At 41.5% G+C, this 15,624-nt stretch carries 14 protein-coding genes and 1 tRNA gene; 7 read left to right on the top strand and 8 right to left on the bottom strand.

The genetic code is table 11. The features are described 5' to 3' along the window. Window positions 1-9: 9 nt before the first annotated feature. The 7 genes from EQU50_RS00510 to EQU50_RS00480 all read right to left on the bottom strand — a co-directional run bounded on the left by EQU50_RS00510 (window position 10) and on the right by EQU50_RS00480 (window position 6,324). On the bottom strand, window positions 10-861 hold the full coding sequence (locus EQU50_RS00510; RefSeq protein ID WP_130153214.1) for a hypothetical protein: 852 nt from the start codon (window positions 859-861) through the stop codon (window positions 10-12). Beyond that, window positions 858-2,006, bottom strand: a complete 1,149-nt coding sequence (locus tag EQU50_RS00505; protein WP_130153213.1) for a hypothetical protein — start codon at window positions 2,004-2,006, stop codon at window positions 858-860. The genes EQU50_RS00510 and EQU50_RS00505 overlap by 4 nt, the downstream gene beginning before the upstream one ends. Next, a complete protein-coding gene (locus EQU50_RS00500) occupies window positions 1,993-2,871 on the bottom strand; it encodes a glycosyltransferase family 2 protein (protein ID WP_130153212.1) in 879 nt (292 codons plus the stop codon). Before EQU50_RS00500 ends, EQU50_RS00505 begins: the two co-directional genes overlap by 14 nt. Continuing rightward, entirely contained in the window at window positions 2,871-4,526 is a 1,656-nt protein-coding gene (locus tag EQU50_RS00495; protein ID WP_130153211.1) for an NAD+ synthase, read from the bottom strand. The genes EQU50_RS00500 and EQU50_RS00495 overlap by 1 nt, the downstream gene beginning before the upstream one ends. 69 nt (window positions 4,527-4,595) lie before the next feature. Next, entirely contained in the window at window positions 4,596-5,231 is a 636-nt protein-coding gene (gene gmk / locus EQU50_RS00490) for a guanylate kinase (protein WP_207216267.1), read from the bottom strand. Beyond that, window positions 5,215-6,096: an endolytic transglycosylase MltG gene (mltG, locus tag EQU50_RS00485; RefSeq protein WP_165380271.1), complete on the bottom strand. Its 882-nt coding sequence runs from the start codon at window positions 6,094-6,096 to the stop codon at window positions 5,215-5,217. Before mltG ends, gmk begins: the two co-directional genes overlap by 17 nt. A 153-nt stretch (window positions 6,097-6,249) precedes the next feature. Next, a tRNA-Val gene (locus EQU50_RS00480) sits at window positions 6,250-6,324 on the bottom strand. A gap of 94 nt (window positions 6,325-6,418) precedes the next feature. On the opposite strand from EQU50_RS00480, the gene EQU50_RS00475 reads away from it, so the two are divergent. From EQU50_RS00475 to EQU50_RS00450, 6 genes are all read left to right on the top strand, one after another. Further along, window positions 6,419-6,973 carry a tetratricopeptide repeat protein gene (locus EQU50_RS00475; RefSeq protein WP_130153208.1) on the top strand — a complete coding sequence of 185 codons (555 nt, stop codon included), beginning with the start codon at window positions 6,419-6,421 and terminating at the stop codon, window positions 6,971-6,973. Between the two features lie 97 nt (window positions 6,974-7,070). Continuing rightward, window positions 7,071-8,903 (top strand): anion permease, encoded by a 1,833-nt coding sequence (locus EQU50_RS00470; RefSeq protein ID WP_130153207.1) that lies wholly within the window; start codon window positions 7,071-7,073, stop codon window positions 8,901-8,903. 16 nt (window positions 8,904-8,919) lie between these two features. Beyond that, window positions 8,920-9,972: an ABC transporter substrate-binding protein gene (locus EQU50_RS00465; protein ID WP_130153206.1), complete on the top strand. Its 1,053-nt coding sequence runs from the start codon at window positions 8,920-8,922 to the stop codon at window positions 9,970-9,972. 11 nt (window positions 9,973-9,983) lie between these two features. Next, a complete protein-coding gene (locus EQU50_RS00460) occupies window positions 9,984-12,155 on the top strand; it encodes an adenylate/guanylate cyclase domain-containing protein (protein WP_130153205.1) in 2,172 nt (723 codons plus the stop codon). A gap of 44 nt (window positions 12,156-12,199) precedes the next feature. Next, window positions 12,200-12,778: a uracil-DNA glycosylase family protein gene (locus EQU50_RS00455; protein WP_130153270.1), complete on the top strand. Its 579-nt coding sequence runs from the start codon at window positions 12,200-12,202 to the stop codon at window positions 12,776-12,778. A gap of 76 nt (window positions 12,779-12,854) precedes the next feature. Further along, a complete protein-coding gene (locus EQU50_RS00450; protein WP_130153204.1) occupies window positions 12,855-13,529 on the top strand; it encodes a hypothetical protein in 675 nt (224 codons plus the stop codon). 12 nt (window positions 13,530-13,541) lie between these two features. On the opposite strand, the gene EQU50_RS00445 is transcribed toward EQU50_RS00450, so the two are convergent. Beyond that, window positions 13,542-14,486: a glycosyltransferase gene (locus tag EQU50_RS00445; protein ID WP_130153203.1), complete on the bottom strand. Its 945-nt coding sequence runs from the start codon at window positions 14,484-14,486 to the stop codon at window positions 13,542-13,544. A gap of 113 nt (window positions 14,487-14,599) precedes the next feature. On the opposite strand from EQU50_RS00445, the gene EQU50_RS00440 reads away from it, so the two are divergent. Then, entirely contained in the window at window positions 14,600-15,589 is a 990-nt protein-coding gene (locus EQU50_RS00440; protein WP_130153202.1) for a hypothetical protein, read from the top strand. Window positions 15,590-15,624 lie beyond the last annotated feature (35 nt).

The following is a 15,624-nucleotide window of genomic DNA, read 5'->3' as shown; positions in this document are numbered from 1 at the left end:
TTACCCTCTTTACTTTTGAGATATTAAACGTATTTTCAGACGTCTCATCGATGACTTAAGGCGCCTAAAGATAAATTTTAAATTCCAGGACTTATAAAACTGACCCTTAATAAATACATAATCAGCGTCATAATTGGTATAAATATTTTTCTGACCACCGGCCAATTCTAAGTTTCGTTTCCCCTCAGCCGCCTTAAATACCGCTTCTGCATCGTTATCACCTTTTCTTACACCCTTAATATGGCTGTAGTCGTGATTTTGATGAACAGCTATCACATCCGCGGTGACATCAATGACCGGGGCATTTTCCTGTTTTGCCTGATACATCAACCAGTTATCCCAATATCCCCTGCCTAACAAAAAGGGCGGTACAGTTTGAAACATATCCTTGTGGAACACAAAAAAATCAGTTCCTCCCGCTGGATACATATCATGCGTTTGAACGGCCTTATTTCTTAGATTGGTACGATCGGTTACATTTTCAAGGGGTAAAATTGTTTGAATATCTAAATTCCAACGGCTGCTGACCATCAGGAATTTTTCAAACTGTTGGGACAACTGCATGAACGTTGGCATAAAGTCGTCCAACAAAATGATGTCAGCATTAATGAAACACAAATAATCATGGCTAGCAGCTGCTCTGGCTGCTTCAAATATTTCGCTTAAAACAGGAATTCCTGGACTTTCAAGGGGTAAGTGTCTGAATTGAAACTGCTCGGCAGCTTCCTTTACCCCCTGATCATTCCCCAACAGAATGACTTCAGGTTTTGGCGTCAGACAAGACCAACTGGTTAAGGCATTGGTTTGGATGATGCCAATATGTCCCTGGAAAGCTTTGGGTGTTGTGAAAAAAGTAATCAATTACCGCGCTCCGGGAATACCACGTCAGGCGCGCCCCACGTTTGGTTGTAAACGGTTTGCTTGCCCACTTTTTTGTTAAGGATTTGCTGGAAGAAAAGTTCCTCTAAATCATCATCATCCAAATACTCAATGCCGTTTTTATCAAGCCGGTTAAATAATAAATTGGCGCCTTCTGGCGTCCAGCCCGACCCTTGACCATGTTCAATGTGATAGATTCGATAAGAGGAATCGAGGTTCACCATCTTCATGCCATTATGATGGGCCTGGTACATAACAACGGAATCAATGTGCCATGAGTATAAAGCCCATTCAGGATAGGCTTTTATACTATCCCAATCATGTTTTGATAAGAGAGTAAAGTCGCCGCAGGCGCCTGTATGTAATATTTTGTCTTTGGGACCCAGCTGCTGCCTCAAAGAAAACATTAGACTTGTGAAATTTTTTCTAAAATTTCCAATGCGCCATTTCTGGAGCAATTTTAAAGACAACGGTAAAGTCAGGTAATAGTTAAAGTTTTTTAAGGAATATCCGATGATGATCCGTAAGGACCGATATAAACACCGTCCCAAATGTTCTAAGAAAGACGCATGAAACTGCTTATAACTTAAGGTACCTTTTAAACCATTCACGCGAACAACGTGTGAATCCGCATACTCTAAAATTTTGGGAAAAGGCAATCCATCTGGAATATTGGGGTCAATATCAAACCTATCTACACGATAACAATGACCTGGTTGCAACCCACCTTTTATGAATTGCATCAATTTGTCTGAAAACAAAATATCAATATTGGTGGCCAGAACGTATTCGCCCTGGGCACGCCGTATGCCCACATTCTTGGCCAAATACTGAAAAAGGGGCAACTTATCAGCGAACTGAAACTGCTGATGGTAAACAGCTGGAACTTGCACAACACGATAATGAAAATAAGGGTTGTTTTCAGGCCACGCCAAAGCATCGACTAAATCAGACTTATCAGCAGGCGGATTCCAGTCCACCAAAATTAACTCAATAGAGACTTCATGCACCAAAGCTTGAGCTGCCAAGCCACTAACGAAGTGCTGCGTTCGCCAAAGGGCATTGCCGCCATGGTCATCATTACGGGACGTGGCAACAACAGATAAATAAGGTTTATTTTTCAACACACACTCGACCAGCTTTAGAACGTTCTTTGACTTTTCGTCTTAGCAGAGAAACCATAAAGCCAACGCAACCATGTGGCATCTGTAAAAAAGACTTGGCCAGATAACCGCAGGCACATCCCCATAAACGATTTTTCCAGGAAGCATAAAACAATTCATAGAAAATTGCCATCTTTATCGTTTTTTGGTCATTGTTGGGAAGGGTGGTTATAATAGTTTGAAAATAGCTAAGGGCTTGTTTGACTGTCTCAAAGTTCACAGTGTGCCCCGCCCGAATATCGGCCAAAACCACCGGCACCCGTTGCCATTCGTAAAAGCGCGCAAACCTGATTTGCCATTCCCAGTCCTCAAACCTTTTTAAGCTTTCGTTTTGATATCCAACTTTCTCTAAACACTCTTTCTTAAACAACAACGTACTGCCAGGGCTCAGGTTGCACCCTTTCAGGCTTTGTTGATAAAAACTTGGCTCCATGGCAATTTCACGAATCACCGAATGATCGTCAAATACCAACCGGTAGGATGTAACGCATCCACCCAACCCGGAATTGTTTTCCAAAAACTCCACTTGCTGTTCTAGTTTTTGCGGGTGCCATGTGTCGTCTGAATCAAGAAAGGCGATATAATCACCTTGAGCCATTCTCATGCCGGTATTGCGGGCAGCAGCAGCGCCCTTATTTTGATTGTGGGCCACATATATCAATCGCGAATCGACGATGGCCCTTACCTGATTGACCGTCTCATCCGTCGAACCATCGTCCACAACAATCAATTCATAATCGGTATAAGTCTGTGCCAACGCACTTTGAATCGCCGCCTGAACAAAGCCAGCGCGATTGTAGGTTGGCAGAATGATGGAAACAGTTGGCATCACAAATTCAACAAAAAACCGTTGGTAATGGGGTAACGCCGTTCTGCACTTAAGGCTTTGGTGCTGACCTTTGGCCCGGGGGGCGACTGACGGCGTTTGTATTCGGCCCGGTGCAACAGATGATAGACTTTGATGACCTCATCTTCCCTAAATCCGTTGGCCACAACATCTTGAATGCTGGCTTTTTTCTCGATCAGTTGATGCAAAATGGCATCCAAAACCTCATAAGCAGGCAGGCTGTCTTGGTCAGTTTGATCGGGCTTAAGTTCGGCCGAGGGGGGTTTAGTAATAACACTATCTGGCATAACCGGGCCATCCGGCCCCAAAAAACCAGAATGACTGTTTTCATTGCGCCATTTCGCCAAGGAAAAGACCTGCATCTTATACAGATCTTTCAACGGGTTATAGCCCCCACACATGTCTCCATAAAGGGTTGCATAGCCAACGGCCATTTCTGATTTATTGCCTGTTGATAAAACCATAAAGCCATTCTTATTGCTCATGGCCATCAAAACCATGCCTCTGGATCGCGACTGAATATTTTCCTCTGTCGTGTCGGCCGTTTTGTCAGCGAACGTATCTTGCAAAATTTGTTCATAGGCAGCCATAGCTGGTTCAATGCTCAGGATGTCATAGGGGGTTTTTAAAAACTGAACAATGCTTTCTGCGTCATCAAAACTTGCCTTTGAGGTATAAGGCGACGGCATCATAACACATTGCACGCGTTCAGCCCCCAAGGCATCCACCGCAATGGCCGCCACCAAGGCCGAATCAATACCGCCCGACAGACCAATCAAAACACCCTTGAAATCGTTTTTCTCTACGTAGTCTTTCAACCCCATCACAAGGCAATGATAGATAGTTTCGGCCTCGTTCATCGATGATTTGGGAAGATTCTGCAGAGGATTAACGGCAACCGTTTCTTCCTTTTCAAGTTTTATAAAGCCCACAGTTTCCTGAAAGGCGGGCATTTCCAACGCATAAGTTTGGTCAGTCGCCATCACAAAGGATTGGCCATCGAAGACCAAATGATCTTGTCCGCCAACCATGTTCAAATAAATTAATGGCAAACCAGTATCAGCGACTCTCTCTTTTGCCTGATTTTGGCGTCTTTCGTGTTTCGTCAAATCAAAGGGGGAACCATTCAACACAACCAAAATCTCAGCCCCGTTTTGCTTCAAATGCTGCGCTGGCTCTGGGTACCACATGTCTTCACAAACCATAACACCCAACTGCAACCCCCGGAAAAGAATGGGAGTAGGCAAGGGTCCCGGTTGGAAAATACGCTTTTCATCAAAGACGCCATGGTTGGGCAATTTGTGTTTAAGAATGATATGTTGAATTTTCCCATCTTCAATCAACATGGCGGTGTTTACAATTTTGCCAGCCTGTAACCAGGGAGAGCCTAACAAAATGGCCGTTGGGGACCCAATCGTCACCGCAGCCAGATCATGAATAGTCTGCTCAACTTTCTGCAAAAAATAAGGTTTTAGGACCAAATCTTCCAGGGGGTAACCCGTAATTGCACATTCGGGAAAAACCACCAAATCCACGTCCTGCTGTTGGCATAAAACGAAATGCTGTTTTATTTTTTCTAAGTTATACTGAAGATGTCCAACCCAAGGGTTTATTTGACATAAGCCAATTGTCGTCATGATGCCTTAGCTTTACAATAAAAGTTCTAGTCCGGTAATTTACACATGTTCTGGCCAAACACGCAAGTATCAGCATTGACTCGCCAATCCGCGAACAAAATCAGTTAAATCTGTTTGACGAATCCTTTTCAATCTTTCGCTGTTCAAAATATTTTGAACTCTCAAAACCGTTTTTTCCAGATTGTCATTAATAACCACGTAATCATATTCGGCCCAGTGGCTTAATTCACTTGCTGTCTGGGCAAGGCGCTTTTCTATCACCTCTTGAGTATCAAGCCCTCGACCGCGCAATCTTTTCTCAAGTTCATCCAATGAAGGCGGCAGTACAAATATACTCACCAGATCCTGACGTGCCACCTGGGCCAATTGTTGTGTCCCCTGCCAATCAATATCGAAGACCACATCCAACCCCTGATCTAATTGATCAAACACAAACTGGCGTGGCGTCCCATAATAATTTCCATAAACCTTGGCATGCTCAATGAAGGCCCCTTCTTGAAGGCGCGCTTGGAATGTCGCCTCATCCATAAAGTGATAGTCTTTTCCATCCACTTCCCCTTCCCTTTTAGGCCTTGTGGTGGCAGACACGGACATCGTCAGTTCGGAATCTAAAGACATCAATTGCTTAACGATAGAAGTTTTCCCCACACCCGATGGTGAAGAGATGACCAACAACAAACCACGACGTTTAGGATTTTTTTGCATTTGCATTAATTATTTGGCGATTGAATTGACGCCATTTTGAAACATAATGGTTATGTTGTTCAAGGGTTTCGCTGAAGCTATGGCCGCCTGTCCCATTAGCCACAAAGTATAAATCCCGACTAAGCACAGGATTCAGGACCGCTTTTAAGGCTTGTATCCCCGGGCAAGCAATCGGATGGGGGGGCAATCCGTTAATTTTATAGGTGTTATAAACCGAATTAATACTAAGATCCCCCCTTGTAAGGGACCTATCCAAAGGCTTCTTGCCAAGTGTTAACGCATAAATAACAGTGGGGTCTGATTGCAACGGCATCCCTAGTCGCAAACGATTCAAAAACACCCCCGCAATACGCGCGCGTTCCTCTGGAATGCCTGTCTCTTTTTCAACGATCGAGGCTAGAACTACGGCGGCCTCTGGAGTTTGAACGTTCAAATTATCGCTTTGTCGTTGCGCCCAAAGCTGCTTCAACTGTTGGCTCATCGCCATCATCATCCGGTTAATTATTTCTTGGCGACTATCCCCATAAACATACAAATATGTATCTGGCAACAAACTACCTTCAGGGGGTTCTTTTGTAATCTGCCCTGTCAGACAATCTATCTGCTGCAAGGCAACCATGACCTGCCCTACCGTCCACCCCTCTGGTACCGTCAATTTCCGGATCACAACCCGACCAGCCTGGATGTGTTGCAATACCTCCCAACACGATTCACTTTGGTTGAATGAATATTCCCCGGCGATAAGCGGTTTTTTAGATCCCGTTAACCAATATCCCGCAAAAAACAACCAGGGGTGCTGAATAACGCCAGCGTCAGCCAATTGGTTGGCTATATCATATGATGATGTGCCTGACTTTATAACCACTGTAACCGGATCAGTTTGCACTGACGTTTTAACAGAATAATGGGAAGAAATATAAAAGCAGAGAAAAGGCACAGCCAAAAAACAAGACAACAAGATCAGTCTGGAAAAGAACTTTTTGGCACTTATTATCATTGATTACTTATGAAATATGAATGGTGGTCACAACAGGGATTGAACCTGTGACCCCTACGATGTCAACGTAGTGCTCTACCGCTGAGCTATGTGACCAATCAGATCACCTTGATAGCATCAATAAAAACCTTTTGGCAAGCAGAAGAATCGTGTATCGTTTAGAAATAGTTTATTTAAAATTATTTTTAAAATGAAAAAAATCTTCCCTCTCTTAGCTTTTCTTTATCTAAGTCCCAACGTTTCAGCGGATAACCAGAATGCACCTCAAGATTCAGCTGTTGAAAATTATGTGTATTATCACATGAATCATGGCAATACAGAGGCCGCTGCAAACTTTTTACGAACATTGGAACAAACGAACCATCCTGAGGGTTTGTTTCTTTTAGGGTCTTTCTATTTGAATGGTTACGGGGTCACAAAAGATTTGTGCTTGGCAAATTGTTACTTCTTTCGATCAGCACACCTTGGTTTTGCCCCCGCTTTTAAAGCGCTAGGGGACAGCTACCTTGCCGGCGATGGAGTTAGAAAATGCCCTGAAATGGCCTTATATTACTATGAGTGTGCAGCAAGGCGTGGTTACGGACCAGGGCAGTTTAATGCAGGAGCTTTGTTGAAAGAGGGTGAAGACAATCTAAAGGCCAACCCAAAGCAGGCCCATTACTGGCTAGATCAAGCCGCTCACAACCAGGCTTTGGGCGATTTAGCAATCGATGCTGCAGCTTTAAGGGATCAAATATCTGGTTGATATTAAACGTCTGTTAACCAGCCCTGCCTTAGAATGAAAGTGATCTGACTTTGTATAAAAGTTAGGTATTTTCACTTTAAGGCGGAGGAATTGCATCATGAACAAACAATTATGCATTGTTGAATTCATGAACTCACACCCTTTTCTTCTTTGTCTTCAAGATTCTGAAAAGGCCCGAATTCTTCCCCACCTGGAGGTTATGGTTTGTGAACCTGACCAACTCATTTTTGAGAAAAATGAGATTGCTGACAGTGTGTATTTTATTGCTGAGGGATCTGTCCTGATAAGCAGTGGACGACATAAGGCAGAACGACATGTTCATGAATCATTTGGCACGGAAGCCGCCTTTAAAAACAATTTTTACGAAGGCACAGCCAAAGCACACGGGCATTCTATCCTAGTCAAATTACCATTTGATATTTTGGAAAAATTATTAAAAACTTATCCTGAATTAGGCGCTCATTTATTTTTTCACAACACCATTCATCCTGCTTCCAAGCCAGATTCTAAAAAAGAATACTCCGTCAAAAATTCTGCATCAATTTTAAGAGTTTTGCTTGCCTGGATTTTCTCGTTTATAGTGCCTTTCGTCGTATACAATACGCTTAGTGCCGACTTGTGCACCAATAAGCGATTTTTTTTGTCAATACTATCCTCTGGATTGGTCCTATGGAGTTTTAACGTCGTTTATGAATTCATCCCTGTTCTTCTTATTTTAGTTACAACTATTATCCTAGGCATTGTCCCATCTCGAATCGTCTTGGAAGGGTTTTCCTCAGAAAGCTATTTATTGATTTTAACATTGCCTGGGATTGCGTCAGTCATTACTTCATCTGGGTTGGTTTATAGACTTGTCATTCTTATGGTCAGACTGCTTCCAGAGAAACAATCCTGGTACTCAGCAGGACTCTTTTTGATTGGATCCATTATAACCCCAATTATACCGTCAGCTTTCATGCGTTCTCGTTTAATGGCTCCCTTAACACAAGATCTCATCAAAGTCTTGAAAGCAGAAAATCAATCATCTCTGGCCACTAAGATTGCCGTCTCAAATTTTTATGGGGTCACAAGCTTAAGCAGTGTCTTTCTAACAGGATCACTTATTAACTTTATTGCATTGGGAATTTTGCCATTACAAAGCAACAACCAGATCAGTTCTTTTGGTTGGACCACAACAACTTTCGTTTTTGGTGTTGTTTTGCTTACAACAAATTTGTTTGGGTTATCGTTGTTTTTTCAGGATCGAACTCATTTAGAAAACCCCAAGGAAAGGCTAATGCACCAACTGAAAGTTCTGGGCCCCTTAAAGTCAGAAGAATGGCACGCGGTGATCGTCATTTTCTTGTTCCTAGCATCTATTTTGACTCTTTCTTTGCACCAAATTCAATTTGCCTGGGTAAGTCTTTTCTTGTTTTGCGTGCTGGCATCTTTGAAGATCATTAGAATCAAAGATTGGGCTGTACAGACAGATTGGTCCTTTTTGTTATTAGTCGGTGCAGGCCTCGGCACAATTAAAGCCATGTCCTTCTTAAACATAGATATGCTGATTAAAGATAATTTGTCTGATTTTATAAATTTCTTTGGGAATGGCAGATCACAGATTCTCATGGCTTTGATTTTAGTCTCTATTTTAGTGCGGTTTGTTTTTCCGGTGGCAACTAGCTTTTTTATCATGATGGCTATTGGGCTTCCTATCGCAGATTTTTATCAAATCAATTTATGGATTACGACTTTCTGCATTTTGGTTGCTTGCGAGATTTGGTTTTTTCCTTACCAATCAAATTTTTATAGGAATTTTGAAAACTTTTTTGAGGGCAAGTTAGCTTACGAACGTAGAAAATTCTTGTCCTACAATATTTTGATCAATGCTGCCCGTATCCTGGGATTGTACTTATCAATGCCTTACTGGCGTCAAATAGGCCTTTTGTAAATTAAGGGATCACAGAATGGAAAACTTTTTTAGAAAATTAGGATTGGAAATCATTATCCCACTTATTCTAATGCTTTCGCTATTTGTGTTTTTTATCAGCTATAACCAAGCCCGTAAAAAAATACTGATTATACACAGTTATTCTACAGATTACAGTTGGGTTAAAGAAATTAACACAGGTATAGAAAGGGTTTTCAAGTACAGTAGCCTCACAAAACTTGAGTATTTTTATATGGATACCAAAAGATTCTATCAAGAACATTTTAAGGAAAAGGCTGGATTGGCGGCACGCCAATCCATCAATCAATTTGAACCTGACGCAGTTATCGTTTGCGACGATGATGCACAAAGTCGTGTCACAACCTATTACAAGGATAATTCCAATATTCCCTTTGTTTTTGCAGCTGTTAACGCCAACATAAAAGAATATGGTTTCGATAAGATGAATAATGTTACTGGAATACTTGATCGCTTACCTTTAGAGGCTATTAGAAATGCCATATTAATAATGGCCGATTCACTTAAAATTCATAATTCCATCCGCATTGGTCATATTGCCAGTGATTCTTCTGCTAATAAGTTAGATGATGATGATTTGCACCAGTATAAAGACTGGGGTCAAATTGTCGTGAAACCTTCACAGCTTGTTGATACTTTTTCTGAATGGAAAAGGGCCATCCTGGATGCTGATGGTGAATTGGATTTTATCATTCTTTCCAATTACAGAAAAATACTGCATTCGAAGGAAGATCCAACCCTTGTCCCCCCAAAAGAGGTTATGAAATGGACAATTGAAAACGCCAAAGTCCCTATCCTTGGGATCAATAGTTTTGTTGTCGAAGACGGAGGCCCCTTTGCCATTTCCGTTTCAGGCGTTGAACAGGGTGAAATAGCTGCCAAAATGGCCTTAAAAATCATTCAAGAAAAAATTCCACCAAAACAGATACCCATAGAAAACCCAAAGCAATTCTTGGTGGCGATGCGCCCTAAATTAATGGAAAAATTTTCAATGGTCTTACCGCCGGCCTATGCAGCCTTTGCACGCCTCAGCCAACTGTATTTGGAGTAGAGAATAACCCAATGAAAAGTCTTTTCTCAAAATTCATGGGTAACGATCTTAAAACCTATATCATTAAAGAGGTCATGGTTCTTTTTCTGGTGACCATCGCTTTAATAGGCAGCTACGATTTCTATCAAAACAAGCGAGCCTTAACCCAATTTTCCCATGAATATGTAGATAAGTACTCTGAGTTTTTGACTTCACTTATTGAGACGAGGATGAAGGAACCGGCCGAAGCCAACGAACTGATTACCCTTTGGCTTCAAAAAATTCGTAACGTTGATGAATTTAGACCTGATCAGATTAAATATTTGAAATATATTTATAAGATTTTTGAGGGTGCATCAACGTTAAACATAGCCCTTGAAAATGGCGATATGCTTCATTTCCACACACCTCAAGAATTCGATACATTAAGAAACAATCCAGAGAAAAAACTTCCCTTTAACGTAAAATATTGCATTATCACCATAAGAAACCAAGACGGAAAACCCTATGAACTTTTAGAATACTATAACAAAAATGACCGGCTAGTTTTAAGTGAAACAGTATCAAAATCTAGCTATGATCCACGCCTGAGGCAATGGTATATAGACGCAAAATCTTCAAAAGAGGTGCGCACGGAAACCTCTGTTAGCGAAAGCATTATGACCAAAGAGCAGGTCATTAAGACTGCCAGCCCATTATTAGATTCAAATAATAACGTTTGGGGGGTCATCGCTACTAACCTTAGCTTGAAAGCCCTGTCTCAATTATTAAAAGATAATGTTATTTCCCCTGGTTCCATTCTGTTTATTGTGGATAACAAACAAAACATCGTAGCTAGTTCTAACTTGGAACTAGTTTCTTCCGTCAAAGAGCTCGAAGAAACACCCTTGATTGTAAACCAATTGAAAGACAACCTTTATAAAAAAGCTCACGAGATATACAAACAGGACAAAGAAGAACGGTTTCAATTTACTACCAATGGAAAAACTTATATTGCGGACTTTACCCGATTTAAGGAATCTTTTTACGACACCTTTGGTAAGAAATGGATGTTTGTCAGTTTGGTCCCTTTTGACGAGGTTTTTTCTGTTTTCTTACAATCTCAACAAGACAGTTTTGGCATTTATTTGTTTGCGTTCATTTTGGTTTTGCTGCGCATTATCATCCTTTCCAGGAAACTATCAGAACCGATTGAAGAATTAACGGAAGAAGCCAATAAGATTCGAGATTTCCAATTTGAAGGTGATGTAAAAATCGATTCCAAAATTAAAGAGGTTCGCACCTTGACTCATACCATGCAGACCATGAAGGTCAGCCTAAAATCCTTTACCAAATACATGCCGCGGCGTCTGGTCATGAGGTTGTTGGAGAAAAATCAGGATATCCAACTAGGTGGTGAATCTAAGAAATTAACTATTATGTTTACCGACGTGGCAGGATTTACAACTGTTTCAGAAGGGATGACACCCCAAGCTTTAATGACCCATATTTCTGATTATTTCGAACAACTGACACAAATCATTATTCACCAAGGCGGCACCATCGACAAATACATTGGCGACGCCATTATGGCCTTTTGGGGGGCGCCTGATGAAGATACCTTGCGAAGTTTCCATGCCTGTCGCGCGGCACTTTTATGTCAGCATGCTCTAGAAACCCTCAATGCTAATTGGTTAAGGCAAAGCAAACCGGTTTTGAATACACGTATGGGTATCCATTGTGGCGAGGTGGTGGTGGGGAATATGGGTTCCTCTGAACGGATGAATTACACTTTAATCGGGGATGCTGTCAATTTAAGCTCCCGTTTGGAAGGAACGAACAAATTTTATGGTACAAAAATTATCGTCAGCCACGCAGTTTACGAAGAAGTTAAAGACGATTTCTTATGCCGAATTATGGATATTGTTGCGGTCAAAGGAAAAAATAAAGGCATAAAGATCTACGAGTTATTAGGCCAAAGGAACGCCGAAGCCTATTTAACCCCAACCCAAGGCCAAGAAGATTTTGTGGCGGCTTTTGATAAGGCATTTGAATTTTATCTTAAAATGAATTGGGAAAAAGCTTTATCAAGTTTTGAACAACTATTAGGAACCCTTCCCAGCTGTAACGAGACGCTCAAAAGCTATATAGAACGGTGCCAGCTGTATCTTAAAACACCACCCGGCGATGATTGGGATGGTGTTTATCATTTAACGTCTAAATAAAAAGGAATAAAATAATTCAGAATCCTTTTAATATGACATATCCAATGACATTAAAAGACTTACTAAACAAAATTCATGGCTGCCAAACATGCACCGATTTACCTTTTGGCCCTAAACCTGTCCTGCGGATTCAACCCACGGCACGGCTTTTGATTATTAGCCAAGCACCCAGTACAAACGTTCATCAAACAGGCTTACCCTTTAATGATGCGAGCGGTGATCGGCTAAGACAGTGGTTAAGCTTAGACCGCGCAACATTTTACGATGATAGTAAAATTGCTTTTATGCCGATGGGATTTTGTTACCCAGGACGTGACCAACAGGGGGGCGATTTTCCGCCTCGTAAGGTATGTGCCCCCTTATGGCATCATCATCTGCTGTCTTTTTTGCCTAATATCAAACTTATTCTCTTAGTCGGACGGTATGCACAAATTTATTATTTGGGGCACAGCATAAAAAAAACGATCACTGAAACCGTTCATTCCTGGCAAGAATATGGCCCAAAATTTATTCCTTTGCCTCACCCTAGTTGGAGGAACACCGCTTGGTTAAAACGCCATCCTTGGTTCGAGGAAGATATTCTACCTAAGATCAGGACCATAATTCATGCATTATTAAAATAAAATTCTGTGTTTTTACGATTTATTAATAAGATTCTAAGAATATGAATTAGAGACAAACCTATAATGGAAATGCGCAATGAAATTTATATGTCTTTTAATCATGTTTTCAATTTATTTTCTTAATAATAATTGTTGCGCAGCAGATTCAGAAAATCCTGATGATTCCTTGTGTAGCGTCGATAGTAAAAAAGTTTCAAAAGAAGTCACAAATTCAGAAAAAGAAACTGGTCCCGATAACCTGGAAGCGGTTTCCCAAACCCGCTCACTTAGACCAGCTCACCCAAAGAGACCAAGCGCAGAAGAGATAAGTTACGTTCAAGGTCTATACAATATAAACATAGTAACTTACCACGAATTTGAACGTTTTAAAGCCCTTGCTGATCTTCCCAGTGCAGAACAAAGGACAGGTAATCAGTCAGGACAAGTTGCTGAGGTTCACTTACCAGTTCATGAACCAACAACCTTAAGCCACCCAACACGTAGCTTTTTTTGTCACAAAATCCGCCCTTGCAATCGCTTGTCAAGTTGGAGAAAAATTCCCTTTTCATTATTACCAGATGCTGGATACTTTGGGCTTTTAACAGCGACTCTTGTTACACAAAATAACATCATGTCCTATACGCTAGCTGGGGCTACAGTACCCTATTTAATTTACTTTTGTTGCACAACGTCAAAACGCGCAAAATGGATCATAGATAACATTTGTTGCAGAGACTCTGCGCCGGTTTCTGCCCTTCCCCAAACCCGTTAGAGGGAACGATGCTTAACCCTCCGTTTTATTCTCAACCATTTCACGAATAATAAACCTTGGCCGCTGGCTTAAACTTTGGAAGACCCGCCCCAAATATTCGCCCACCAGACCTATGCCCATGATCACTACGCTGATTAAAAAGAAAAGGATGGCGAACAGGGTAAAAACACCTTCAGCCTCGGGCCCGATGAACAAACGCCGCAGCAGCATGTAAAAAACCAACAATCCACTGCCAAGCGAAACCACCATACCAAATAAGGTAAACAGCTGCAGGGGAACCAAAGAAAAACTGGTGATCAAATCAAAACTGACCCGTATCAGATGATAAAGACTGTATTTTGATTCACCGGCTGCGCGTGGTTCATGGCGCATTTCTATCTCTGCGGGGTTTATGGCAAATTTATAACCAAGGGCGGGGATAAACGTTGACCGTTCGTGGGATGCCACAATCTTGTCAATAATATGCCGACTATAGGCACGAAACATGCACCCCTGGTCGCGCATGTGGATGTCAGTAATACTGGCACGTATCCAATTCATAAATTTAGAGATATACGTGCGAAAGACATTATCCTTACGGCTGTCACGATAACTGCCCACGTAATCATGACCCGCGTCAATCTTTTCTAAAAGCTTATAAATCTCCTCAGGCGGGTTCTGCAAATCAGCGTCCAAATTAATAACCACCCTACCCCGGCTTTTTTCAAAGGCCGCCATAATCGCCATATGCTGACCATAGTTGCCATGAAAATCGATGATGCGCACCGTATCGGGATGTTGTTCATGATATCCTTTTAAAACAGCCAGAGAGTTATCCTTACTGCCATCATTGGTAAAAATAACTTCGTACGTTCTGCCCAAGGCATCCAAGCTTTTAAACAGCCGTTCACATAAAATAGGCAGCGTATCAGCCTCGTTATAAACAGGGATGACAACAGAAATATCAGGATGCTTCACAAAATAAACCTTAAAAACGGCACAGTTGACACAATATACAAAATAATGATTGAAAGATGAAGAGGTAAGACCATATTAAGGATAGGGAACAACGTTTTTAGACGAGCAAATAGATGAAATTTAAAACATTAAAATGGATAGGCTTGGCGCTGGCCATGACTTTAAGTACAGCGCACGCCAAAGATCCTGTCTATTGGACTGAATTTGAACAAAGAAGAGTCCCACTTATGCAGCATATTCAAGATTTATCTGATATGAAGTCGCATTACAATGATACTCTAAAAAACCACGCAAAAGAGGCACTAATTTATTTCTTCGCCACAGGTGGTAAATATGGCTTCCGCACAGAGCCAGCTACGGCTTCTGAATATGAAATTCTGGTCAAGGCTTTGACGGTGATGACGCAGCTTCATTATGATAAACCACGAGGCCCTGATCATAAGGCGCAAAACATTCCTCACCTGAATTTGGCCAAAATCAGACAGGCTGATTATAAATTAGCGAACGACCCTGCCCTACAAAATCACTTTATTCATGCCCAATCCATTATAAGCTACACGCATTCTGTATTACTTTATTCTAAAGATATGAAGCTGCTAAAACGAGAAAATTCAGATCTGCAATTGCAAAAGATTCCGGAAAATGTTGTGGAAAACCTGCGTGTATATGGTTACATATCGCGGGAGGAATATATGAGAACGTTAACCGTTTTGCCAACGAGACGCGATCCTGCAGATTTAAAAAAGATGTACAGCCATGGCTTTACGTTACCTCTTCCTAAAGTGATCGCCTCAGTCGTAGCCCCAAATTTAGCTGCCAGCATTAGTGAGCACACAAATCTAATCCAAACATTTTTTACTCACGATTGGACTGAATACTCACCGAAGAGTACGTCCGGCGAACGTCTTCGAGAAATTAGATTGTTTAAGAATATTTATGTAAAACGCACGGATACTGGTTATATCAGAACAAATATGGCTGGTGGCACAAAGACTGGAAAGAATCTTACAATAGACAGGTTGGTTCTGGACAGCAGTTGGTCTGATGAACAACTTATTGCCGCCGTGCTACATCTTGGTATTGTGGATAAATTATATTCCTAAAACCCTTAATCCCCCCCCAAAAAAAACGGGGGGAG

The sequence above is a fragment of the Candidatus Finniella inopinata genome, from assembly GCF_004210305.1.
Lineage (GTDB): Bacteria > Pseudomonadota > Alphaproteobacteria > Paracaedibacterales > CAIULA01 > Finniella > Finniella inopinata_A.
Note: the sequence above shows the minus strand (reverse complement) of the source record. Positions and strands in the feature narration are given on the sequence as shown.

Excerpts from the sequence above, each read along its gene's own strand:
- EQU50_RS00475 (WP_130153208.1), top strand. The coding sequence starts at position 6,419 with ATGAAAAAAATCTTCCCTCTCTTAGCTTTTCTTTATCTAAGTCCCAAC.
- gmk (WP_207216267.1), bottom strand. The coding sequence starts at position 5,231 with ATGCAAAAAAATCCTAAACGTCGTGGTTTGTTGTTGGTCATCTCTTCA.
- EQU50_RS00460 (WP_130153205.1), top strand. The coding sequence starts at position 9,984 with ATGAAAAGTCTTTTCTCAAAATTCATGGGTAACGATCTTAAAACCTAT.
- EQU50_RS00450 (WP_130153204.1), top strand. The coding sequence starts at position 12,855 with ATGAAATTTATATGTCTTTTAATCATGTTTTCAATTTATTTTCTTAAT.
- EQU50_RS00495 (WP_130153211.1), bottom strand. The coding sequence starts at position 4,526 with ATGACGACAATTGGCTTATGTCAAATAAACCCTTGGGTTGGACATCTT.
- EQU50_RS00440 (WP_130153202.1), top strand. The coding sequence starts at position 14,600 with ATGAAATTTAAAACATTAAAATGGATAGGCTTGGCGCTGGCCATGACT.
- EQU50_RS00470 (WP_130153207.1), top strand. The coding sequence starts at position 7,071 with ATGAACAAACAATTATGCATTGTTGAATTCATGAACTCACACCCTTTT.
- EQU50_RS00500 (WP_130153212.1), bottom strand. The coding sequence starts at position 2,871 with ATGCCAACTGTTTCCATCATTCTGCCAACCTACAATCGCGCTGGCTTT.
- EQU50_RS00465 (WP_130153206.1), top strand. The coding sequence starts at position 8,920 with ATGGAAAACTTTTTTAGAAAATTAGGATTGGAAATCATTATCCCACTT.
- EQU50_RS00455 (WP_130153270.1), top strand. The coding sequence starts at position 12,200 with ATGACATTAAAAGACTTACTAAACAAAATTCATGGCTGCCAAACATGC.